The sequence below is a fragment of the Micromonospora sp. NPDC049049 genome (assembly GCF_040649115.1).
Lineage (GTDB): Bacteria > Actinomycetota > Actinomycetes > Mycobacteriales > Micromonosporaceae > Micromonospora.
This window is the reverse complement of sequence record NZ_JBEZEX010000008.1, coordinates 47,944-70,058: the sequence shown is the minus strand read 5'-3', so window position 1 is coordinate 70,058 and position 22,115 is coordinate 47,944. Positions and strand designations below refer to the sequence as shown.

Annotated in this window: 22 protein-coding genes; 13 read left to right on the top strand and 9 right to left on the bottom strand. The window is 70.8% G+C overall.

The genetic code is table 11. The features are described from left to right. Positions 1-651: 651 nt before the first annotated feature. Both AB0B68_RS11160 and AB0B68_RS11155 read left to right on the top strand, forming a co-directional pair. Positions 652-1,488 carry an AraC family transcriptional regulator gene (locus AB0B68_RS11160; protein WP_355008726.1) on the top strand — a complete coding sequence of 279 codons (837 nt, stop codon included), beginning with the start codon at positions 652-654 and terminating at the stop codon, positions 1,486-1,488. 156 nt (positions 1,489-1,644) lie between these two features. Next, positions 1,645-2,415, top strand: coding sequence for a MerR family transcriptional regulator (locus tag AB0B68_RS11155; RefSeq protein ID WP_357204120.1), 771 nt, complete (start codon positions 1,645-1,647; stop codon positions 2,413-2,415). Positions 2,416-2,577: 162 nt separating this feature from the next. Here the strand turns inward: AB0B68_RS11155 and AB0B68_RS11150 are convergent, their stop codons facing one another. Next, positions 2,578-2,859, bottom strand: a complete 282-nt coding sequence (locus AB0B68_RS11150) for a hypothetical protein (RefSeq protein ID WP_357259386.1) — start codon at positions 2,857-2,859, stop codon at positions 2,578-2,580. A 68-nt stretch (positions 2,860-2,927) separates the two neighbouring features. Next, positions 2,928-3,377: an SCP2 sterol-binding domain-containing protein gene (locus AB0B68_RS11145; RefSeq protein ID WP_357204124.1), complete on the bottom strand. Its 450-nt coding sequence runs from the start codon at positions 3,375-3,377 to the stop codon at positions 2,928-2,930. Between the two features lie 224 nt (positions 3,378-3,601). Here AB0B68_RS11145 and AB0B68_RS11140 point away from each other — a divergent pair, with 224 nt between their 5' ends. Continuing rightward, the gene (locus AB0B68_RS11140) at positions 3,602-4,654 is read left to right on the top strand and encodes an LLM class F420-dependent oxidoreductase (RefSeq protein WP_357204126.1); all 1,053 of its coding nucleotides are present in this window, start codon (positions 3,602-3,604) and stop codon (positions 4,652-4,654) included. On the opposite strand, the gene AB0B68_RS11135 is transcribed toward AB0B68_RS11140, so the two are convergent. Both AB0B68_RS11135 and AB0B68_RS11130 read right to left on the bottom strand, forming a co-directional pair. After that, positions 4,641-5,840, bottom strand: a complete 1,200-nt coding sequence (locus AB0B68_RS11135; RefSeq protein ID WP_357204128.1) for an FAD-dependent monooxygenase — start codon at positions 5,838-5,840, stop codon at positions 4,641-4,643. The two genes, AB0B68_RS11140 and AB0B68_RS11135, sit on opposite strands and share 14 nt — an antisense overlap. Positions 5,841-6,004: 164 nt before the next feature. Next, positions 6,005-6,199, bottom strand: coding sequence for a DNA-binding protein (locus AB0B68_RS11130; protein WP_355008720.1), 195 nt, complete (start codon positions 6,197-6,199; stop codon positions 6,005-6,007). 349 nt (positions 6,200-6,548) lie between these two features. On the opposite strand from AB0B68_RS11130, the gene AB0B68_RS11125 reads away from it, so the two are divergent. The 10 genes from AB0B68_RS11125 to AB0B68_RS11080 all read left to right on the top strand — a co-directional run bounded on the left by AB0B68_RS11125 (position 6,549) and on the right by AB0B68_RS11080 (position 17,446). Beyond that, positions 6,549-7,343, top strand: coding sequence for a TIGR03084 family metal-binding protein (locus tag AB0B68_RS11125; protein WP_357204130.1), 795 nt, complete (start codon positions 6,549-6,551; stop codon positions 7,341-7,343). Positions 7,344-7,420: 77 nt separating this feature from the next. After that, positions 7,421-8,611 (top strand): cytochrome P450, encoded by a 1,191-nt coding sequence (locus AB0B68_RS11120; RefSeq protein WP_357204132.1) that lies wholly within the window; start codon positions 7,421-7,423, stop codon positions 8,609-8,611. 38 nt (positions 8,612-8,649) lie between these two features. Further along, entirely contained in the window at positions 8,650-10,221 is a 1,572-nt protein-coding gene (locus AB0B68_RS11115; RefSeq protein ID WP_357259382.1) for an amino acid adenylation domain-containing protein, read from the top strand. After that, on the top strand, positions 10,218-11,825 hold the full coding sequence (gene cmdF, locus AB0B68_RS11110) for a tyrosine 2,3-aminomutase (RefSeq protein WP_357259379.1): 1,608 nt from the start codon (positions 10,218-10,220) through the stop codon (positions 11,823-11,825). The genes AB0B68_RS11115 and cmdF overlap by 4 nt, the downstream gene beginning before the upstream one ends. Then, the gene (locus AB0B68_RS11105; protein WP_357204138.1) at positions 11,809-12,513 is read left to right on the top strand and encodes a DUF899 domain-containing protein; all 705 of its coding nucleotides are present in this window, start codon (positions 11,809-11,811) and stop codon (positions 12,511-12,513) included. The genes cmdF and AB0B68_RS11105 overlap by 17 nt, the downstream gene beginning before the upstream one ends. Before the next feature lie 7 nt (positions 12,514-12,520). Next, positions 12,521-13,690: a DegT/DnrJ/EryC1/StrS family aminotransferase gene (locus AB0B68_RS11100; RefSeq protein ID WP_357204140.1), complete on the top strand. Its 1,170-nt coding sequence runs from the start codon at positions 12,521-12,523 to the stop codon at positions 13,688-13,690. After that, positions 13,687-14,436, top strand: coding sequence for a class I SAM-dependent methyltransferase (locus AB0B68_RS11095; protein WP_357259375.1), 750 nt, complete (start codon positions 13,687-13,689; stop codon positions 14,434-14,436). Before AB0B68_RS11100 ends, AB0B68_RS11095 begins: the two co-directional genes overlap by 4 nt. After that, a complete protein-coding gene (locus tag AB0B68_RS11090) occupies positions 14,433-15,146 on the top strand; it encodes a class I SAM-dependent methyltransferase (protein ID WP_357204144.1) in 714 nt (237 codons plus the stop codon). Before AB0B68_RS11095 ends, AB0B68_RS11090 begins: the two co-directional genes overlap by 4 nt. A 17-nt stretch (positions 15,147-15,163) precedes the next feature. Further along, positions 15,164-16,141 (top strand): aldo/keto reductase, encoded by a 978-nt coding sequence (locus AB0B68_RS11085; RefSeq protein WP_357259372.1) that lies wholly within the window; start codon positions 15,164-15,166, stop codon positions 16,139-16,141. Between the two features lie 30 nt (positions 16,142-16,171). Beyond that, on the top strand, positions 16,172-17,446 hold the full coding sequence (locus AB0B68_RS11080; RefSeq protein WP_357259369.1) for an activator-dependent family glycosyltransferase: 1,275 nt from the start codon (positions 16,172-16,174) through the stop codon (positions 17,444-17,446). A gap of 65 nt (positions 17,447-17,511) precedes the next feature. On the opposite strand, the gene AB0B68_RS11075 is transcribed toward AB0B68_RS11080, so the two are convergent. From AB0B68_RS11075 to AB0B68_RS11055, 5 genes are all read right to left on the bottom strand, one after another. After that, positions 17,512-17,949: a nitroreductase family deazaflavin-dependent oxidoreductase gene (locus tag AB0B68_RS11075; protein ID WP_357204150.1), complete on the bottom strand. Its 438-nt coding sequence runs from the start codon at positions 17,947-17,949 to the stop codon at positions 17,512-17,514. A 3-nt stretch (positions 17,950-17,952) separates the two neighbouring features. After that, positions 17,953-18,459 carry an SRPBCC domain-containing protein gene (locus tag AB0B68_RS11070; protein ID WP_357259366.1) on the bottom strand — a complete coding sequence of 169 codons (507 nt, stop codon included), beginning with the start codon at positions 18,457-18,459 and terminating at the stop codon, positions 17,953-17,955. Positions 18,460-18,509: 50 nt separating this feature from the next. Next, entirely contained in the window at positions 18,510-20,141 is a 1,632-nt protein-coding gene (locus tag AB0B68_RS11065; RefSeq protein ID WP_355008707.1) for an MFS transporter, read from the bottom strand. After that, positions 20,138-20,734, bottom strand: coding sequence for an NAD(P)H-dependent oxidoreductase (locus AB0B68_RS11060; RefSeq protein WP_357206418.1), 597 nt, complete (start codon positions 20,732-20,734; stop codon positions 20,138-20,140). Before AB0B68_RS11060 ends, AB0B68_RS11065 begins: the two co-directional genes overlap by 4 nt. A gap of 110 nt (positions 20,735-20,844) precedes the next feature. Continuing rightward, positions 20,845-22,092: an activator-dependent family glycosyltransferase gene (locus tag AB0B68_RS11055; protein WP_357206420.1), complete on the bottom strand. Its 1,248-nt coding sequence runs from the start codon at positions 22,090-22,092 to the stop codon at positions 20,845-20,847. Positions 22,093-22,115: the final 23 nt, after the last annotated feature.

Sequence of the window (22,115 nt, the reverse complement as noted above, 5' to 3'; positions counted from 1 at the left end):
CCCGATTGAGAATTGACGAATATTGGCCACGCGATCCCGGAACGAGCAATTCAGATAGTAATTTTCTTTAAGAGCAAAACGGCTATTGGCAATCCGGGAAGCTCTGACTATGCATTGCATTAAATCCGGTCAACAGCGTGAGCAAACAATCTTACCTTCCGCTCATCGCTCCGGTCAATAATCTTTTTCAGTCGGCAAAGCGCCAGATTCACTGAAGGTAGCCAAACCGCCGGGTACATGATCGACAATTACCGACGTTTCGCGTCAAACCGCAGCCCAGGGGCACCGTATCTGTGACCAGTTTCCAAATTGACCGCTTTCGGCACCCCCCGTGGAAAGTGGGTCGCACCGCTATCCGCATGGATGACCGTCAGCTTCATATGAGTGTCGAAGGCACTGCTCAAGGCGTTCCTCTCTTCACGATTGCGGTCTATTGCCCTCGATGATCAGCAGTATTGTCAATCGCTCTGGGCTGGGCTAGCCTCGACCGGAAGCGGAGCCCTTCGGGGCGGCGGGAGTGAGGCAGCAGGGCATACCAGCGCAATCATATGCATCACTACAGCGCTCGATGGGACCAAAACCGCGATGCTTTACACGACAATTATTACCACCTAGTACGAAAAATCGCCGGACAGGTCAGGGGGAGGCATCATGGAGGAATCGACCAAGCAGGCCGTGAATCGTGCGATCAGCACCATGCGAGAGAACCTCGGCGAGCAACTCACCGTCGACGACATGGCCAGGGCTGCCATGTTCAGCAAGTTCCACTTCACCAGGATCTTCCAGCGGACCACCGGGGTCTCCCCGGGCCGTTTCCTGTCCGCGCTGCGTCTGCAACGCGCCAAACAGCTGCTGATCTCCACCACACTCAACGTCGCCGACATCAGCCTCCGCGTGGGCTACAACAGCGTCGGCACCTTCAGCTCGCGGTTCACCCGCAGCGTCGGCATGTCGCCAACCACCTACCGACGCCGCGCCGGCTACGCCCCGCAGATCGCGACCGACCCGGAACCGGCCCCGCTCTCCGAGGCTCGGGTGCACGGCCGCATCCCCTCGCAGCCGGGCCGGCCGAACGGGCCGGTCTTCGTCGGCCTCTTCACGGACCGCATCCCCGAGGGCCGTCCGGTGCGTTGCGCGGTGCTACCCGACGGCGGCTACTTCCACTTCGACACGGTGCCGCCGGGCACCTGGTACCTGCTCGCTCAAGCCGTCGACACCAACGCGGGCGGGCGTCCCGACGAGGCGAACCGACCGATCGCGGTGGCCTCGGAGGGGCCGCTGACGGTCTCATGGAACTCCGACATCCGGGTGGACCTCGACCTACAGCCGATCCAGAGCATCGACCCGCCCGTGCTACTGGCCCTGATGGACAGCCGAAAGCTCGCGTTGGCCCGGGTCGCGGCGGAACAGCAGGCCGCCGAGACGCCCCTGAGCGCCGCGCCCGTAATGATTACGAAGCTCCGCGAGTCCGACCGTACCGCTGCCTGACTGCTCGACTGCCGGTCCCACCCGGGCCACAGCCGCGACGCGGTGACGGCCCGAACGCTTCCGCCACGAGCGTGCCATGGGATCGCCATCAATCTCCACCCTTTCTACGTGGGAGAATCGCACCGCGGGGCTGTGTTGACCAGCTGGGGGAACTCGATGCGCATCTCTGACCTGAGCCGCTACACCGGCGTGCCCGTCGCAACAATCAAGTTCTATCTTCGTGAGGGTCTCGTCCCACCGGGCCGACTGACTGGCCGCAACCAGGCGCAGTACGGCGAGGCGCACCGACGGCGCCTGCTCTTCATCCGAGCGATGACCGGCATCGGCCAGCTTGAACTGTCCACAGTGATGGAACTGCTGACGGCCATCGAGGACGACGACCTCCCACTTCCCGGGCTGTACCGGACCGCCAACCGGGTGGTGTACCCGGACCTCGACAAGTCCAAGGCCGTCAACGACGTGACGGCCGAGCGCACCGAGGTCGACCGCCTCATCAACGAGCTGGGCTGGCAGGTGGGCGACGACGTCCCGGGTCGGAACCGGCTGGCCCATGTCCTCGCAGCTCTGCGCGAGCTCGGCTGTAGCCACGGCACCGAGTTCTTCCATCCGTACGCACAACTCGCGGAACAGTCCGCGGACCGCGAGCTCAGTCTGCTTCCGCGCGACGACATGGAAGTGGAGCGGGCCGCCGCGGTGGCCCGCGCGGTGCTGCTCGACGCGGCGCTCGCCGCGCTGCGCGGGATGGCCCAGGAGCACCTGGTCACCCAGCGTTTCGGCAGACCGGCCGATACGTCCGGCGCGGCCCCGTCGACGCACGGCCGCTCCCCCACCACCGACGCGCCGCCGGCGAACGGCACGCGGCACGCCGGCGACCCGGCGACCGGGGTGCCCCAACAGCTTCCCCGCCGGGCCGACCGTGCCAGCTGAGAGGCACGTGGGAGACGGGCACAGGCACGTTGCCCGGCGGGAGAGCGGCGACACCCGCACCGGCCGCGGTGCGCGCGCCTCAGTCGGCGTACGCGACCCGGTGGCGCCCGCGGATCCTGGCGAGGTCGTACCGCCTGACGGTGGGCGCCGCGAGCCAGCCGCTCATCGGGAGTCACCCGCTGGGTCGGCGTTGTAGAAGGGGCCGTCGAGAAGCGTGGCCGGAATGCCGCGCCAGCGGTCTTCGACGTTCCCGGCGCGAGAGTTTCCGAGCGTCTGCGGCGCACCTCGCCCGTCTCCGGCCGGCCCGCCGATGTGGTAGCCGGGACCGTCGAGGAGCGTGGCCGGGATACCGCGCCACGGGTCTTCGAGGTCCCCGTGGCGAGGGTCTGCGGCCGAATCCTCGGCATCGCGCCCATCCTCACCGTGCGCACCGGTGTCGGTCATGTTCTCGCTCCTCACCTGCCGAATCGCCAGATGGACACGACGCCTCCGCCCGGTCCGGGCCGCGCCGCTCAGGGCCGGGGGGCGGCGAAGAAGGTGGGGAACCGGGCGGTCAGACCGAGGTCACCTCGGGTCTTCAACCGGCCCTTCATCACCAGCATCACCGCGTGCGCGTTGCCCGTGACCAGGTGGACGAAATCAGCCGCGGCCAGGTTCAAGGTCAGCTGTGGCTGCCCGTCGGCGCGGGACGACAGAGTGCAGACGCCGTCGGCGATGACCATCTGGTAGGTGTCGACGCCGCCGTCCGGTCGATCGCCGATGCGCCAGTGCACCACCGCCCGGGTCCGGCCGGCGACCTCGGGCCGAAACGCGGACTGCATCCCGCCGATCAGGTGATCGAGGATTTCGGCACGCCGCTCACCGCGCATGACCTCGCGCAGCTCGTCGTCCGGAGTGTGCTTGACCAGACGGGCGAACTCGACCGGATCCATAGCTTCGACACGTGAATCGTGGATGGACATCAAACTCCTCCATGCTCACCACAGCAGCGGTGCGACTTCCGTGCCCTCCGGTCATCGCCACCCCCTGCTCTCGTCACACATCCTGGCCCCGAGTTCGACCGGGAGCACCTCCCAGGCTGCGCAGGTGCCAGGGCCCGTCTGATCGGGCGTCGCCGGTGCCCTGCGCTGCGGGAACGGCACGGCGCGAGATGCCCGCCGATGCGACCCGACGCCACGATGGTCGGATGCGACTGTCGCTGAATCTGGGACATCTGGTGGGCGCCGGCGATGCCGCCGGCCGGGTGCGGTTGGCCGTCGAGGCCGAGCGGCTCGGCTTCCACACCGTGTGGGCGGCGGAGGTGTACGGCTCGGACGTGGTGACGATGCTGACCTGGATCGCCGCGCACACCCGGTCCGTCAACATCGGCTCCGCCGTCATGCAGATGCCGGGACGCAGCCCCGCACTCACCGCGATGACCGCCGCGACCCTCGATCGCCTGTCCGGCGGTCGGTTCCGGCTGGGCCTCGGCGTCTCCGGACCACAGGTGTCCGAGGGATGGCACGGCGTGCCCTTCGCCGACCCGCTCGGGCGGACCCGTGAGTACGTCGACGTGCTCCGCCTCGCCCTGTCCCGGCGCCCGCTCGCCCACCCGGGCCGGCACTACCCGCTGCCGCTGGCCGGCGGCGCCGGCAGAGCCCTGCGGCTGACCGTCCATCCGCCCCGCCCGGACCTGCCGATCTATCTGGCCGCGGTCGGCCCGCGCAACCTGGAACTGGCCGGGGAGATCGGCGACGGCTGGCTCGCCGCATTCCTCAGCCCGGAGTTCGCGGCCGAGCAGTTGCGGCACGTCCGGGCCGGCCGGGAGCGAGCCGGCCGGCCCATGGACGGGTTCGAGGTGATCGCGTCAGTGCCGCTCGCCGTCGGCGACGACGTCGGGCGGTGCGTCGACCGGGTCCGCGCGCACGTCGCCCTCTATCTCGGCGGCATGGGCAGCCGAGACCGCAACTTCTACAACCTCCTCGCCGCACGCATGGGATACGCGGACGCGGCCCGTGACGTCCAGGAGCTGTATCTGGCGAAGCGGTACGCCGAGGCGGCCGCCGCCGTACCGGCGGACTTCGTCGACCGTACGTCGCTGCTCGGGCCGGTGGACCGGATCGCCGGGCGGCTTCGCGAGTTCGCCGAGGCCGGCGTCACCGAGCTGGCGGTCACCGTCTTCGGCGGCGGCATCGGTGCCCTGCGGGAGGTTCACGAGGCGTACACCGCGGACCGGTCGACGCCGCTCAGGCGGGGGTGACCGTCCGGTTCCAGTCGATCCGGTGCCGGTGCACCGGGCCGAACATCCGCTCGGGCTTCAGCACGGTGTGCCGCGCGACGGGGGCCAGCAGCCGCATGAGCGCGTACGCGACCGGGCCGGGTGCCTTGGCCTGATTGGCGCGCGCGGCATCGGCAGCGATCTTCTCCACCCGGGGCCGGCGCATCATCTCGTAGGTGGCGAACGCCGCCTGCACCCCCGGCACATCACGCAGGCAGCGGGCGAGCTGCACGGCGCTCTCCGAGGCCAACGAGGCGCCCTGACCGGACACCGGGGAGGGCGCGTGCGCGGCATCCCCGACCAGCACCATCCGCCCGCGGTACCACGTCCGCAGCGGGGGCAGGATCTCGATGGCGCCGAACGGGAACACGTCCTGCGGCCCGGCCCGGTCGAGCACGTCGCGCGCCGGTACGTCCTCGGCGTGCACCCGGCGCAACCGGTTCAGCCATCGGTCCGCTGGCACCCGGCGCGCCTCGGACATCGCCATCGGCTCGTCGCTGGTGATGTTGCTGAACCAGTTGACGCGTCCGTCGGATCCGATCCAGTGGCCGAAGAAGGCGTCGTGCCCGTTCGCCAGATGCATGACGCCCGGCTCACCGACCGACGGCACCTCCACGGCGCCGCCCAGGCCGAGCATCCCGGTGTACTGCGCCGTGGGTGCGCCCGGGTCGATGAGGCGCCGGACGGCCGATCGGATGCCGTCCGCGCCGATCAGGACGTCGGCGGTCGCGCTGCTGCCGTCGGCGAAGCTGGCGGTGATGCTGTCCGGCGAGTCCGTGGCGCCGACCAGACGCCGGCCGTAGACGATGCGGACACCCGCCGCCTCGGTCCGCTCGCGCAGCAGTCGTTGCAGGTCCGCGCGCTTGACCGCGCGGCTCGGCGGCAGATCGGGCAGGTGCTCGAAATCGCCGAACGGGCGGCCTCGGCCGTCCGTCATGACGGTACGGCGGATGGGGCTGCCAAGGCGGTGCACGTCGTCCTCGACCCCGACGATGCCGAGCGCGTCGATGCCGTTGGGCGCCAGCATCAACTCGCCGCCGACATCGTCGGACGGTCGGTCGTACGCCTCGAACACGGTCGGCTCGATGCCTGCACGGCGCAACGCGAGCGCCGCCACACTGCCGGCGATGCCGCTACCGATGATCATGGCTGTTCTGGCCTGTGTCATGCCGCTTCCTCCGGGTCGACGCCCCACACTGCCTCGCGATGGAGCTGATGTGTGGCCTTCGTACCCGTTTCCCATCAGATGCCTTCTTCCAAAGTGCTGTGGCGGGTGCCCGTCACGACGAGGCCGGGTGGGTGGCGAACAGCCACCCACCCGGTCGTCACGGTTCATTTGAAGGAGAGGCCCTTCGCCTTCATCGACGACTTGAGCGTGCTCAGGGCTTTGGGGCCCATCCCGTGCAGCTCCTTGACCTCGGACTCGCTGATCTTGGTGAACTGCTCCAGCTTGGTGTAGCCGGCACCCTCGAGTGCCCGCAGCGCGGGCTTGCCCAGTGAGCTCGGCAGATCGGTGCCTTGCGCCATCGTGTGACTCCCTTCGGTTCTTTGGACGCGCCCGTCCGGCGTTCATGGTGCCCCAGCGGCGGTGCGAAGACGGTCCGGAAACGTTCCGGTCCCGGTGAGTCGCCACCCGTGCCACGCGTACGCGTTCGTGCGCAGTCGCCCTGAACACCCCGTCGGCGAAGAACCACACTGCCCCGCAGCGCACTGACGAAGGTGCATCACCCTCCGTGCGAGGTCGACCATGGAGACGTTTTCCGGGGATTGGCGCACGGGCCCCGCCTGCAGAGAACCGACGCCGATCCAGTCCACACCGCCGCCCGGCTCGCACCGACCCGACGCCACCCGCACGCCCGATCGAGAGGACCTCACGGTGACCGGACCCGACCCGATCCCCGCCCTGACCGCTGACGGTGCCGAGCTGGACCGGCTGCTCGCCGGCCTGGACGACACACAGTGGAAGCTGGACACGCCGGCTCCCGGTTGGACCATCGCCCATCAGGTGGCCCACCTGGCCGCGACATTCCGGCTGGCCGGTTTCGCCGCCGCGGACCCGGACGGCTTCCGCGCCCGCGTCGCGACGATGAGCGGTGACTTCGACCGCAACGTCGACGTGGCGCTGTCGGCCTATCTCTCCGACCCGCCGCACGTCCTGCTGAACCGGTGGCGGGAGGAACGCGCCAACGCCGAGAAGGCTCTCGCCGCCGTGCCGGACGGTCAGGTGGTGCCCTGGCTGGTGCGGCCACTACCCGCGCCGGTGCTCGCCTGCGCTGGAATGATGGAGCTGTTCGGCCACGGCCAGGACATCGCCGACACGCTCGGCGTGCGTCAGGTGCGGACGGACCGGATCCGGTTCCTGTGCGGCTTCGCGGTGCGCACCTGGGACTTCGGCTATCAGGCTCGCGGCGAGTCGACCCCCGACGTCGAGTTCGGCTACACGCTCACCGCTCCGTCCGGCGCCGTCTGGCAGTTCGGCCCGGAGGACGCCGAGCAGCGGATCTCCGGACCGGCCGAGGACTTCTGCCTGCTCGTCACGCGTCGCCGGCACCGCGACGACCTGTCCCTGACCGCGACGGGGGCCGACGCCGAGCACTGGCTGGACATCGCCCAGGCGTACCGCGGGCCGGCCGGTGCGGGTCGCACGCCGGGACAGTTCGGCCGGTCCTGATCATGCCGGATGCACCTCGTTCCAGCAGCGCAACCACGAAGGCGCTGCGCGACACCCGCTGTTGCCAGGATGACGGCATGACCGTCGCGCCGCACGCCGCGGACTTCCTGCTGGGCGACGCGGCACAGCGGCACGCCGGATCCGCACGCCTGGCGGCGCTGGGACCGGTGCACCGGGTGACGCTGCCGTCCGGCGGTCCGGCGTGGCTGGTGGTCGGGTACGACGAGGTGCGCCGGTGCCTGGCCGACACCCGCTTGGAGGGCCGCACCGGCGCGGTAGCCGACCGGCGCGGTCTTTCCGAGCGGCTCCGCCTCGGCATGAACAATCACATGCTGAACCGGGAACCGCCGGACCACACCCGCCTGCGCAGGCTGATCTCCGCAGCGTTCACCCGGCGACGGATGGAGGACATGCGGCCACGCATCGAGCGGATCGCCGAGGATCTGCTGGACGCGATGGCCGGCGCGGACGAGGTCGACCTCGTCGCGGCGTACGCGTTGCCGCTGCCCATCCGGGTGCTCGGCGGGCTGCTCGGCATCCCCGAGTCGGACGACGCCGCCTTCCACCGCTGGACGACCACACTGACGGCGAGCGCGCTGAGCCTCGCCGAACTGGAGGCGGCCGCCGGGGAGATGCTGGACTACGCCCAGGGCCTGCTGCGCGACAAACGCCGCGCGCCGGGTGACGACCTCCTCTCCGCCCTGGCATCGGTGCGGGACGGCGGTGACCGGCTCACCGAGGACGAGCTCACCTCCATGGTGTTCCTTCTGCTGATCGCCGGACACGAAACCACCGTCAACCTGATCGGCAACGCGATGCTGGCGTTGCTGACCGACCGCCCGCAGCTCGAGCGGCTGCGCGCCGATCCGGGCCTGGTGCCGGACGCCGTGGAGGAGGTTCTCCGGTACGAGAGTCCCGTGCAGGTTGCCGCCCGGCGGGCGCGGCAGCCGGTGGCCGTCGGCGGGGCCACCATTCCGACCGGCGCGGTGGTGCTGGTCTCGCTGCTGGCGGCCAATCGCGATCCGGAGCGGTTCGCCGAGCCGGCCACGCTGCGCGTCGACCGGCCGCAGAACGCGCACGTGGCGTTCGGGCACGGACTGCACCACTGCATCGGCGCGCCGCTGGCCCGACTGGACGCGACGATCGCCATCCGCGCGCTGGTGCGCCGCTATCCGCACCTGCGGCTGGCCAACCCGGCCGAATCGCTGGCCTGGCGGGCGAGCGTCGTCATGCACGGCCTGAACGCGCTGCCCGTGCGGCTGCGCTGATCTCCCCGTCGCCCCAACCGATCTGGAAAGGAGGAGGCGTGACCGCGAACACCCAGGGTCTGGAGCCGGCCGAGGCCGGCCCGACCGTGGCCGACCTGATCCGGGCGCAGGCCCGGCGGCATCCCGAAGCGATCGCCGTGTCGGACGGCGACGTCGAGCTCACCTACGGCGAGCTGGCACGCCGCGCGGCCGGTGTGCGGGCGGCGGTGCGGGCGTACGGTGCCGGGCCTGGACGACCGGTGGCAGTGCTCGCGTCCCCCGGCGCGGATTTGGTCGTCGCGCTCGTCGGCGCGCTCGGTTCGGGGGCGCCGATGGTGTGTCTCGCCGGCACCGGGACCGCGCACGCCGCGCTCGCCGATCTGGGGCCGGCGTGCGTACTCACCGACTCGGACCCGGACGATCCGGTACGCCGGGCGGTCGACGCGACCGGCGTGCCCGTGCTGGACCTCGCGGGCATCCCCGGCGCCACCGACACCACGGTGTCCGCCGTCGCTCCGGACTCGACCGCCTACGTGGCGTACACGTCCGGCACCACCGGTCGACCCAAGGGCATCCGGCAGACCCATGCCGCGCTGGCCCAGTTCACCGGGTGGTTCGCCGCCGAGTTCGGCATCGGTGCCGGCACCCGGCTGGCGCAGTGGGCGGCACCCGGCTACGACGCCTGCCTCGTCGAGGTGTTCGCGGCCCTGCGCGGGGGCGCCACGCTGTGCCCGGTGCCGTGGCGAATACGCGCGGACCCGGATCGCCTGGTGCCGTGGCTGTCACGCGAGCGCGTGACGGTGCTCCAGACCGTGCCGAGCTTCGCCCGTGAGCTGGAGCCGCTGCTCGCCGGCGATCCGGCGTCGACCCGGCTGGCCGCCCTGCTGCTCGCCGGCGAGGCGCTGCCTGGCCCGCTCGCCCGCCAGCTCCGGGCGCGGCTGCCGCAGACCAGGCTGGTCAACCTGTACGGACCGACCGAGACCATCCTCGCCACCTGGCACGAGGTGTCCGTCGCGGACACCGGGACCGGCACCGTCGCGATCGGCCGGCCCATCCCCGGACGCGACCTGCTCGTCCTGGACGACCGCGACCGCCCGTGCCCGCCGGGCGAGATCGGTCACCTGGTGATCCGCAGCCGGTACGTCACCACCGGGTACGTGGGGGCGGCGGCCGCGGACAACGGGGTGTTCCACCCGCCGGCCGGTGGCGACGGCGTCACCCCGCACTACCGGACCGGTGACCTCGGCCGGTGGCGCCCGGACGGTGTGCTGGAGTTTCACGGCCGCCGGGATTTGCAGATCAAGATGTACGGCGTCCGCATCGAGCTCGCCGACGTCGAGGCCGCCCTGTCCGCGGACGAAGGCGTGGCCGCCTGCGCCGTGGTGCCCGTGACCGGCAACGACGGCCTGGTCGTCCGCCTCGACGCCTACGTCGTACCCGGCCCAGGCGGGACCCCGGACCACTGGCGCTCGGCACTGCGCCGCCGGTTCGGCGATCCCGTCCTGCCGGTCACCTTCACCACCGTGGATTCCCTGCCGCGCAACACCGGCGGCAAGGTCGACCGGCGCGCCCTGGCCGGCCTCCGTACCGGAAGAACGAAACACCGCGATCCGATGGAGTGTGCACTGTGACCCTTGTCGAGACCCAGACGACCGTCGACTTCGACGGCGAGACCGTCGGCGTGCCCGATGTGTGGAAGGTCGCGGTGGACCGCGTCCGCTGCGGCGTGAACCGGGACGCGCTGGGCCGTGCGGCCAGCAGCCGGGCCATGTTCGAGGACACCGTACGACGCGGTGAGCCGGTGTACGGCGTCACCACCGGTTACGGCGAGATGGTCTACATGCTCGTCGACACCTCGAAGGAGGTAGAGCTCCAGACCAACCTCGTGCGCAGTCACAGCGCCGGCGTGGGGCCGGACTTCGCCGAGGACGAGGCCCGGGCGATCGTGGCGGCCCGGCTCAACGCCCTCGCCAAGGGATATTCCGCGGTCCGCCCCGAGGTGCTGGAGCGGCTGGCGCTGTATCTGAACGAGGGCCTGACGCCGGCCATCCCGCAGATCGGCTCGCTGGGAGCGAGCGGTGACCTGGCTCCGCTGGCACACATCGCCTCCACCCTCATCGGCGAGGGTTATCTGCTGCGTGGTGGTAGCCGCGTGCCGACCGGCCCGGTGTTGCGCAAGCTCGGCATCGAGCCGCTGGAGCTCCGCTTCAAGGAGGGCCTCTCACTGATCAACGGCACCTCGGGCATGACCGGCCTGGGCTGCCTGGTGGCCAAGCGCGCGCTCGACCAGGTTCGCCAGGCGGAGGTCGTCACCGCGCTGGTGTTGGAGACGATGCGTGCGTCGACCAGTCCGTTCCTCGCCGAGGGCCACGACATCGCGCGTCCGCACCGCGGCCAGATCGACACCGCGGCGAACATGCGGGCCCTGATGCGGGGCAGCGGGTTGGCGCTGGAGCACGAGGACCTGCGCCGGCAGCTGCAGGCGACCGAGCGGACCGCGAACGGCGTCTCCCGTACGGAGATCTACATGCAGAAGGCGTACACGCTGCGGGCCATCCCGCAGGTGGTGGGCGCTGTCCGGGACACCGTGTACCACGCCATGGAGAAGCTGGAGACCGAGGTCAACTCGGCCAACGACAACCCCCTGTTCTTCGTTGGCAAGGAGGTCTTCCACGGCGCCAACTTCCACGGCCAGCCGATCGCCTTCGTGATGGACTTCCTGACCATCGCGCTCACCCAGCTCGGGGTGTTCTCCGAGCGGCGCACCAACCGACTGCTGAACCGGCATCTCAGCGACGGGCTGCCGGAGTTCCTCGTGGCCGGCGACCCCGGCCTGAACAGCGGGTTCGCCGGCGCGCAGTACCCGGCCACCGCGCTGGTCGCGGAGAACCGCACCATCGGGCCGGCCAGCACCCAGAGCGTGCCGTCCAACGGCGACAACCAGGACGTGGTCAGCATGGGCCTGATCGCCGCCCGCAACGCCCGGCGGGTGCTGGAGAACAACGACCGCATCCTCGCCGTGGAGTTCCTGGCCGCGGCGCAGGCGGTGGACCTGCGGGGTGGGCCCGACGGGCTGAGCCCGGCCGCCCGGGCCACCTATGACACCGTCCGCGGCCTCGTGTCCACGCTGAACGAGGACCGGTACATGTCCGACGACATCGAGCGGACCGCCGAGGCGCTGTCGCGCGGGGTGTTCCTGACGGAGCTGGAGCGCGCCGATGTCGTGCTGCGCTGACGGGGCTACGGGCAGCGCCCCCACCACCACCACGCCGGCCCCGGCCGACCGGGCGCAGTGGCTGGCCGCCCGCAAGGCGCTGCTGGAGCGGGAGAAGGAACTGACCCGGGCCCGCGACGCGGTGACCCGGGAGCGGCAGGCGCTGCCCCTGCTGACCGTCGACACGGACTACACCTTCATCGCCCCGGGCGGGCGCCGGCTGAGTCTGCTCGACCTGTTCGAGGGCCGGCGGCAGCTCATCACGTACCACTTCATGGGTTCGTTGGAAGGGTACGGCTGGTGTCCGATCTGCTCGTTCTGGGTGGACAACATCGGTCATCTGGCACACCTGCACGCACGGGACACCACGCTGGTGGTGGTGTCGCCGGAGCCGCCGGCGGAGACGGAGCAGTTCGTCAAGCGGATGGGCTGGACCGTGCCGTTCGTCTCCTGCCACGGCACCACGTTCTACGAGGACTTCCACGTGCGCCTCGACGACGACGACCCGGAGCCGGAGATGCCCGGCGTCAGCACGTTCCTGCGCGAGGGCGACGTGGTGCGCTACGCCTACTCCACCTACCGGCGCGGTAGCGACCTGCTCAACAACACCTACAACTACCTCGACCTCACCCCGCTGGGTCGCCAGGAAGATCACCTGGAGGACAAGATGGACTGGGTCCGCCACCACGACGACTACGAGAGGTGGTGAGCGGGTCATGATCAACGTGTTTCAGCCGTCCCTCGGCGAGGCGGAGCTGAACGCCATCGCAGAGGTGTTCGGCAGCAACTGGGTCGGCAAGGGACCGCGCACCGCGGCGTTCGAGGCGGCCTTCGCCGGCCACCTCGGTGTGGACACCGGCAGGGTCACGGCGGTGAACTCGTGCACCGAGGCGACGTTCATCGCGATGCAGCTAGCCGGTGTGGGGCCCGGCACCGAGGTGGTGCTGCCGACAGTGAGCTTCGTCGGTGCGGGCAACGCCATTGCGGCGCACGGCGGCCGTCCGGTCTTCTGCGACGTGGATCCGCACACCCTCAACCCCACCGTCGACGACGTGGCGGCGGCAATCACTCCACGCACCCGCGCAGTGCTGGCGCTGCACTACGGTGGCCGGCCCGGTGACATCGCGGGCATCGCCGAGCTGTGCCGGGAACGCGGGATCCTCCTCATCGAGGACGCCGCCTGCGCGGTGGACTCCAGCGTGGACGGGGTGCCCTGCGGCACGCTCGGCGACATCGGCGTGTGGAGCTTCGACGCACAGAAGATCGTCGTGGCCGGGGACGGCGGCATGCTCACCGCCCGCGATCCCGACCTGGTGGCGCGGGCCGCCAAGCTCGCGTACTTCGGTCTGGAGCAGTTCAGCGGCTTCTCCCAGGCCCGGCGCTCGGCGCACCGATGGTGGGACTTCGACATCTCGTCGTTCTCCAGGCGTTCGATCATGAACGACATGCAGGCCGCCGTCGGCCTGGTGCAACTGGGCCGACTGCCGGACTTCGCCGACCGGCGGCGAACTGTCGAGGCTCGCTACGACAGCGGCCTCGCCGACGTGCCCGGTCTGACCCTGCCCCCGCCGCTGCCTCCCGGCCAGCGCAGCTCGTACTACCTGTACTGGGTGCAGATGGACGAGGGAATCCGCGACGACGTAGCCAGCGATCTGTACGCCCAGGGCATCTACACGACGTTCCGCTACCCCATCCTGCACCGGGTGGCCGCGTACGGGTCGACAGCGCGGCTGCCCCGGGCCGAGCGGGCCGCCGAACGCACCCTGTGCCTGCCGATGCACCAGGCGCTCAGCGACGACGACGTGGACGCGGTCGTCGCGGCGCTGCGCGCATCCCTCGCCCGTCGGCTCGGCCGGCACACCGTCGCGGCGGGAGACACCCGGTGACCGGCCAACACACGGTGACCTCGGCCGCCTACGACGCCGACGTGGCCGAGATCTACGACCTGCTGTACGCGGGACGGGGCAAGGACTTCGCCGCCGAGGCGGACGCCGTGGCGCGCGTGGTCCGCGAGCGCCGGCCGCAGGCCCGGTCCGTGCTGGACGTGGCCTGCGGGACCGGCGAGCACCTGCGGCGGCTGGCGACCACCTTCCTGGAGGTGGCCGGACTCGAACTGTCCCCAGCGATGTGCACTGTGGCGCAGGCCAAGCTGCCGTCCGGCGCCGTCCACGTCGGCGACATGCGGTCGTTCGCGCTGGGCCGTGAATTCGATGCCGTGTGCATCCTGACCGGCACCATCGGCTACGCCCACGACGTCGACGAGCTCTGTGCGACGGTCCGGACGATGGCCGCGCACCTCGTTCCCGGTGGCGTACTGGTGATCGACCCCTGGTGGTCCCCGGACACCTTCCTCGACGGGCACGTCGCCCACGACGTGGTCCACGACGACACCCGTACCGTCGTGCGGGTCTCGCACTCGGCGCGGCAGGGGCAGGCGGCCCGGCACGAGGCGCACTACGTCGTCGCCGACGGCGGCGGCGGTATCCGGCACTTCTCCCACGTGCAGATGCTGACCCTGTTCACCCGGGAGGACTATCTCGAGGCCCTGCAGTCGGCGGGCTGTACCGCCGAGCATCTCACCGATGCCGGCGGCCTGCCCGGCCGCGGCCTGTTCGCCGGGGTCCGCCGATGACCTACACCGCCGAGTTCGCCGAGATCTACGAGTTCATCTACCGCAGCCGGGGCAAGGACTGGGCCGCCGAGGCGGAGACCCTGACCCGGTTGATCCGCGACCGGCGTCCGGAGGCCGCCAGCCTGCTCGACGTGGCCTGCGGGACGGGCGCACACCTGGCCACCTTCGCCGGCACCTTCGACGAGGTGGCCGGCGTGGAGCTGTCCGAGCCGATGCGTGCGACGGCCCGGACGCGCCTACCCGGGGTGCCCGTGCACGACGGCGACATGCGCGACTTTCGCCTGGACCGCCGCTTCGACGCGGTCACCTGCATGTTCAACGCCATCGGCTACCTGGGCTCGGTGGCCGAGTTGCGTCAGGCCGTGGGGTCCATGGCGCAGCACCTGGAGCCGGGCGGCGTGCTGGTGGTGGAACCGTGGTGGTTTCCCGAGCGGTTCCTCGACGGTCATCTGGCCGTCGACTCCGACACCGACGGGACGCGGGCGGTGGCCCGGATGTCACACACCACCCGCACCGGGCGGATGTCGCACCTGGAGGTGCGCTTCCTGGTGGGGGACGCGGGCGGTATCCGGGAGTTCACCCAGACGTCGCACCTCATGCTGTTCAGCCGCGACGAGTACCTGGGTGCGTTCGCGGACGCCGGCTGCCCGGCCGAGTTCCTGGATGACGGGCTTACCGGGCGCGGCCTGTTCGTCGGGCAGCGCGGCTGAGACGAAGGAGAGCGACGATGCGCTACACCCGACTCGGCCGTACCGCCCTGGAGGTCAGCCCGCTGTGCCTGGGCACGCTCAATCTCGGTGTGCGCACCACGCGCGAAGAGGCGTTCCGCCTCATGGACGAGGCGCTGGACCACGGCATCAACTTCTTCGACACAGCTAACCACTACGGCTGGCAGGTGCATCGGGGGCTGACCGAGGAACTCATCGGCGCATGGTTCGACCAGGGCGACCGCCGGCGGGAGAAGGTGGTGCTGGGGACCAAGGTGTTCAACCCGATGAGTGACTGGCCCAACGATCGCGGGTTGTCCGCCCGGCACATCGTCGCCTCCTGCGAGGACTCCCTGCGGCGGCTGCGCACCGACTGGATCGACCTGTACCACATGCACCACTTCGATCCACACGCCGGCTGGGACGAGATCTGGCAGGCGATGGAGATGCTGACCGGCCAGGGCAAGATCCGGTACGTCGGCTCCTCGAACTTCGCCGGGTGGCACATCGCCGCGGCGCGGGAAACGGCGACCCGCCGGGGTCACCTCGGGCTCGTCGTCGAGCAGTGTGCCTACAACCTGGTGGCCCGGCAGGCCGAGGCGGAGGTGATCCCGGCGGCCCAGGCGTACGGCGTCGGGGTGTTCGCCTGGTCCCCGCTGCACGGCGGGCTGCTCGGCGGCGCGCTCCGGAAGCTGGCCGACGGCACCGCGGTGAAGACGGCGCAGGGGCGCGCGATGCGGGCCCTGGAGGACCGGTACGAGGCCGTCGCCGACTACGAGAAGTACTGTGCCGGTCTCGGGCTGGACCCGGCCGAGGTGGCGCTCGCCTGGGTGCTGGGCCGTCCCGGACTGACCGGCGCGGTGATCGGTCCACGCACCCTGGCGCACCTGCACGGTGCCCTCGCCGCCCTCGACAGCCCGCTCGACCCCGCGGTGATCCGGCGCCTGGACGAGCTGTTCCCTCCGGTCGCCGGCGCCAGCCCGCCGGCGGGCTGGTGAATCACCTCGAACCCGAAGGAGAGACCCGCCATGCGTGTCCTGTTCGTCGCTCCCCCGGACCTGAAGTCACACCTCTACATCATGACGCCGCTGGCCTGGGCGCTGCGCACCGCCGGTCATGACGTGCGCGTCGCCTGCCAGCCGGGCTCGACCGAGGCGCTGGCGCAGGCGGGGCTCACCGCCGTCCTGGCCGGTGAGCCCATGGCCGAGACGCTGGCCGAGGTCGACGAGATGTCCGAGCCGCCGAAGCGCCAGGCCGCGCCGGCCACGCTGCCGGTGCAGACCGACTATGCCCGGGACGATCCGTACGCCGAGCTTGAGTACCTCACCACGAACCTCCTCCCGTTCCTGCACACCGACGAGATGCTCACCGACCTGATCGGTTTCGCCCGCGCCTGGCGGCCGGACCTGGTGCTCTGGGACGCGATGACCTACGCCGGACCGGTGGTGGCCCGGGCCTGCGGCGCGGCGCACGCGCGCATCCTGTTCGGCACGGACGCCTTCGTGCAGCTCTGGGAGGCCGTCCGGGCGGCCGGCGGGTCCCGGCCGGACCCGATGCGCGCCTGGCTGGAGCCGCTGCTGCGCACGCACGGCGGCGGCGCGTTCGCCGACGACGTCGTGCACGGCCAGTGGACGATCGACACCATGCCGCCGTGGACCTGGCGCCCCAGCTCACCGCACTACGTCCGGATGCGTCACCTCGCCTTCAACGGCCCCTCGGTGGTGCCACGGTGGCTCTACGAGCAGCCGGCCCGGCCGCGGGTCTGCGTCACGCTGGGCATGACCCACCGCGAGGCGGACGTCGCCGAGGCCTCCGCCGTGGACCTGCTCGAGGCGGTGGGCGACCTCGACATCGAGGTGGTCGCCACGATGAGCGCGGAGCAGCTCGCCTCGGTGCCGCGGATACCGGACAACGTGCGGGTGGTCGACTTCGTGCCGATGAACGTCCTGCTGCCGACGTGCAGCGCCATCGTGCACCACGGCGGATCCTCGACGATGGCCTCAGCCTTCGAGCACGCCGTACCGCAGCTCATCGTGCCGAGCGCGTACTGGAGCGAGAAGTGGTTCGGCCCGGTGGCGCAGGCGAACGGGCTGCAGGAGCGTGGCGCCGGGGTGTGGCTGGCCTACGACTCCGACTATCTCACTCCCGCGGGGCTCCGCGAGGACCTGATGCGGGTGCTCAAGGACCCGTCGTTCAAGGAGAACGCGGTCCGCCTGCGTACCGAGATGATGGGTCTGCCCACGCCCAACGAGGTGGTGCCCGCCGTGGAGAAGTTGACGGCGGCCTACCGGCGGGCGGGCTGAGGCAGGGCTGTGCGCCTCCGCGCGGACGGGGGCGGGCCGGCGGAGGCGCACAGCCTGTTCGGGGGTTAACGCAGCGGTTCCAGCAGCACCACCGGGATCTCCCGGGATGCCTTCTTCTGGTAGCGGCGGTAGGTGGAGAAGATCCCCGCCATCTTCTCCCACAGCGCGGGCCGCTCGGCCTCAGCGGCGACCGACGCCTTGGCCTGGAAGGTCTCGCCGTACACCTGCACGGACACCTCCGGTTCGGCACAGAGGTTCAGGTACCAGGCGGGATTCGCCTCCTGCCCGCCCGCCGAGGCCACCACCACGTACCGGTCGCCGTCCCGCCCGTAGATCAGTGCGGTGCGGCGCAGCTTGCCCGTCCGGCGGCCCCGCGTCGTCAGGAGCAGGGTGGGCAGCTTGCCCTGGAAGTCGTGTCCCTTGGCACCATCGCTCTCCACATAGGAGCGCACGTGGTCGGCCACCCACTTGGTGGGACTGTCGTGGATCTCTTCGTCAGCCATGTGTCATCCCTGTTCTCCGTCGAGCAGTCGACGATAGCGTTCGACCAGCGCCGGAGGTGCCGGATCGGGGCCGGGTGGCACGACCTCGCGGCCGGCCAGGTGATCTCCGAGCAGGTCGAGGCCGGCGTGCCAGCCAGCCGCGCTGTAGGCGATGTGGCCCGGGTCGGCCACCGTGGTCAGCAACGTGAGGTCGGTCCCGTCCCCCGCGGCGGACAGGTCCCAGCGCAGGGTGTCCGGACCCCAGGTGTACGCGAAGAGGTGGGGTGGGTCGACGGCGAGGACCTGGCCCGGATCCGTGTCGCCACCGGGCCAGGTGAACGTCATCGCGGCGCCAGCCTCCGGCACCAGCTCGACGGTCATCGGTGTCCACCAGGCGTTGACCTGATCCGGTTCGACGAGGCACCGCCACACCGCGGCGACCGGTGCCGGATAGCGGCGCCGCAGCCGCACGCTGGGCCGCGCGCTGTCCCGGCACAGCGTCACCTGGGTGCCATCCACGTCGAGTGACATGGTTACTCCTTCCGCGATGCCCGGCGGGCCAGGCCCGCCGGGCATCGGCGTCAGCGTTGAGGCGGAACGGTCTGCGGGGCGTCGTCGGTGCGGCCGGCCTCGACGCCGGCGGCGTCCGCGGCCGTAGCCTGCTCGGCAAGCGGCGGTATGTCGGTCGGCGGCGTCATCTCGCTCAGCTCGGTGTGCCGCAGTGCGAAGTACGCGAAGATGGCCAGGCCGATCATCAGCGCCGCGCTGACCCAGGCGACGTTGTTCAGACCGACGGTGAACGCGGCCCGCGCCGGCGCCAGCAGGTCGGGGAACTGCGCGGACAGCACACTGGCGGGGGCGATGCCCTCGCGGGCGGCCTCCACCACGTCCGGCGGCACCGTGTCGGGCACCGTGTCCGCCAACTCGCTGCGGTAGGTCGCCATGCCGATGCTGCCGAGCGTGGCGATGCCGATCGAGATGCCGAACTCGTTGCTGGTCTGCTGCAACGACGACGCGGAGCCGATCCTGTCCGGCGGCGCGGCGCCCATCACCAGCATGGTGCCCAGCGACGAGGGCAGGCCCATACCGAACAGCAGCACCGCGAAGCCCGCGACGAGCAGCCCGAGACCGTCCACGCTCTCCACCTGGGCCAGGATCAGATAGCCCACCACCCCGATGCCGAGCCCGAGCGCGATCACCCGGCCCGCCTTCAGCTTGGCGGTGAGGCCCGGCGCCAGGAACAACGCGATGATCATTGCCAGGGACGGCGGCAGCAGCCACAGGCCCGCCCGCAGCGGTGACAGCCCCTCGATCACCTGGAGGAACTGGGTCACCAGCAGAGACGCGCCGCCGTTGAGCGCGCTGACCAGCAGGCCGAGGATGAGCGCGGCGCGCAGCGTCGCTATGCCGAACAGGCGCAGGTCGAGCAGCGGGTCGGTGAGGCTCCGCTGCCGCCGCACGAAGAGCACGCCGACCAGAACGCCGAACACCATGGCGAGCAGCGCCGGTGCCGTGAAGCCGTCCTGGGCGAGCTTCTTCAGCCCGTACACCAGCGAGATCATCGCGACCAGGGACATGGCGACACTGAGCAGGTCGAGCTTGCCCGCGCCCGGGTTGCGGCGCTCCGGCAACAGCACCGGCGCCACCACCAGGACGAGGACCATGATCGGGACCGCGAGCAGGAACGCCGAGCCCCACCAGAAGTACTCGAGCATGATGCCGCCGACCAGGGGCCCGAGCATCAGACCGCCCATGAAGCAGCTCATCCACGACGCGATCGCCATGCCGCGCTGCGCCGGGTCCCGGAACATGTGTGTGATCAGGGCCAGGGCGGCGGGCATTCCTGCCGCGCCGGCCACGCCGAGCAGGGCGCGGGCGCCGATGAGCATCTCCGGCGTCGTGGCGTACGCCGCCAGCAGCGACGCCGCGGCGAACGCGGCGGAGCTGATCAACAGCATCCTGCGGTTGCCGAAACGGTCACCGAGCGTGCCCATGGTGACCAGCAGGCCGGAGGTGAGGAACCCGAAGATGTCCACGATCCACAACTGCTGGGTCGTGGTGGCGCCGAGGTCGGCGCTGAGATGCGGTAGTGCGAGATACAGGACCGTGAGGTCCACCGAGGCCAGCAGGGTGGGCAGGCAGAGCACAGCCAACCCGATCCATTCCCGGCGGCCCGCCCGCGGCACGGCCGCAGTGGTGCCTTCGGTTGTCATCGAATTCCTTCCTGAAGTTTCCCGAGTCGGGTGTCGGTCGGCGCCACGCGTCCGCGCCGCAACGTGTCGGCCCACCAGATGAGCTGTTCGAGCATGCGACCAGCCGCGACCGTCAGACCGGGATCGACCGGCCGGCCGGCGAGATCGAAGGCGGACCGGTGGTGAGGGATGGTCACCGGGTCGCGCACCGTCATCGCGTCCAGGTCGGTGAACACCTGGCGCAGATGGTCCACCGCCCGCAGCCCCGCAGCCGGACCGCCGTAGCAGACAAAGCCAACGGGCTTGCGCCGCCATTCGTCGCGGAACCAGTCGATGGCCGTCTTCAACGACCCGGGGAAGCTGCCGTTGTACTCCGGCGTGACGACGACGAACGCGTCCGCGGCGGCCAGCCATGGTGCGAGGTCACGAACGGCGGGCGGAGCCGGGTCGCCGGCGACCTCGGGCAGGCGGGCCTCGGCGAGGTCGATCACGTCCGCCTCGATGCGCCCACCACGGTTGGTCTCGTCGCACAGCCAGCGCGCCGGGACCGGACCGAACCGGCCTCGGCGGATGCTGGCAATGACGATCACCAACCGCAGATGGTTCTCGCTCATCCTGGCGTCACCTCTCCCCGGCTCGCCGGCTTCCCGCAGCAGTGGTCAGCCTTCCGTGCCGGGGTTCCGGTTCGGTTCCGGCCGGACGTGCGCCGGCCGGAACCCCCGGGTCACCGCTGGGCGGCGATCTTCTCGAGAACCGGCACGATCTCGCTCGGTGCCGGCTCGGCGAGCATCTCGCCCCGGATCCGGTCCGCGGCCGCCCGGAACTCCGGCTCGTGCACCAGCCGCAGGACGTTGTCGCGGATCGCCTCGGGCGTCGCCCGGTCGAGCGTCAGATCCAGGCCGGCGCCCTGCTCGCGCAACATGTCGGCGCGCACGACGGCGTCCCACAGGTCGGGGACGAGAGTCAACTGCGGCACGCCGTACGCCATCGCCGTCGACACCACGCCGGCGCTGCCGATGTGCACGACGGCCGCGCAGCTGGGCAGCAGCGCGTGCATCGGCACGAAGTTCACCACCCGGACGTTGGGCGGCACGTCGGCCAGTTCGCTCTCGTCGACGGCCAGCGTCGCGACCACCTCGACGTCGGCGTCGGCGAAGAGCTTGAGCGTCGAGACCGGGATCGGGTCGTAGCCCAGCATGTAACGCATCGAGATGCCGGCGGTCACGCAGACCCTCGGGCGCTCCGGGCGCTCGCGCAGCCAGCCGGGGACCCGGGCCGGACCGTTGTACGGCACATACCGGAACGGCACGACTCGCAGCCCGACGTCCAGCCGCATGCTCTCCGGCGCCTGGTCCAGGGTGTACTGCCCGGTCAGCACGTCGGCGTCGTAGGTGACGCCGAACCGCTCCAGGTGCGCGGCGGCCCAGTCCTGCATCGGGTCGCGCCGCTGATCCTCGGGCTGCTCGGCGAGCAACGCCTGGAACCGGTTGTAGATGCGGGTCTGCGCGTCGGCCCCCCAGAGCAGGCGGGCGTGCGCGGCGCCGGTGACCCGGGCCGCGATGGCGCCGGCAAGGGTGAAGTTCTCCCAGATGATCAGATCCGGCTGCCACTCCCGCGCGTACGCCACGAGGGCGTCGACCATCGGGTCGTTGAACACCTTGGCCGAGGTCTCCACGGCCTCGTCGAAGAACGCCAGCAGGGCCGGATAGTCCATGTCGGCGCCGCCGGTCCGCAGCGCCGTGGTGATCCGCTCGCCCCAGGTCGGGTCGTCGGCCTTGGCCGCGATGACCGACATGAAGTCGTGGTCCTCCCCGACCTGCACGGCGGTCAGGCCGGACTGCACGACCGCGTCCATGAGGGCCGGTTGGGTGGCGACCCGGACCTCGTGGCCGGCGGTGCGCAGGGCCCAGGCCAGCGGGACCATGTTGTAGTAATGGGTGGTTTCCGCATAGGTGGCGAACAGAACGCGCATCGGTGCCCTTTCGGTCGGGTCGT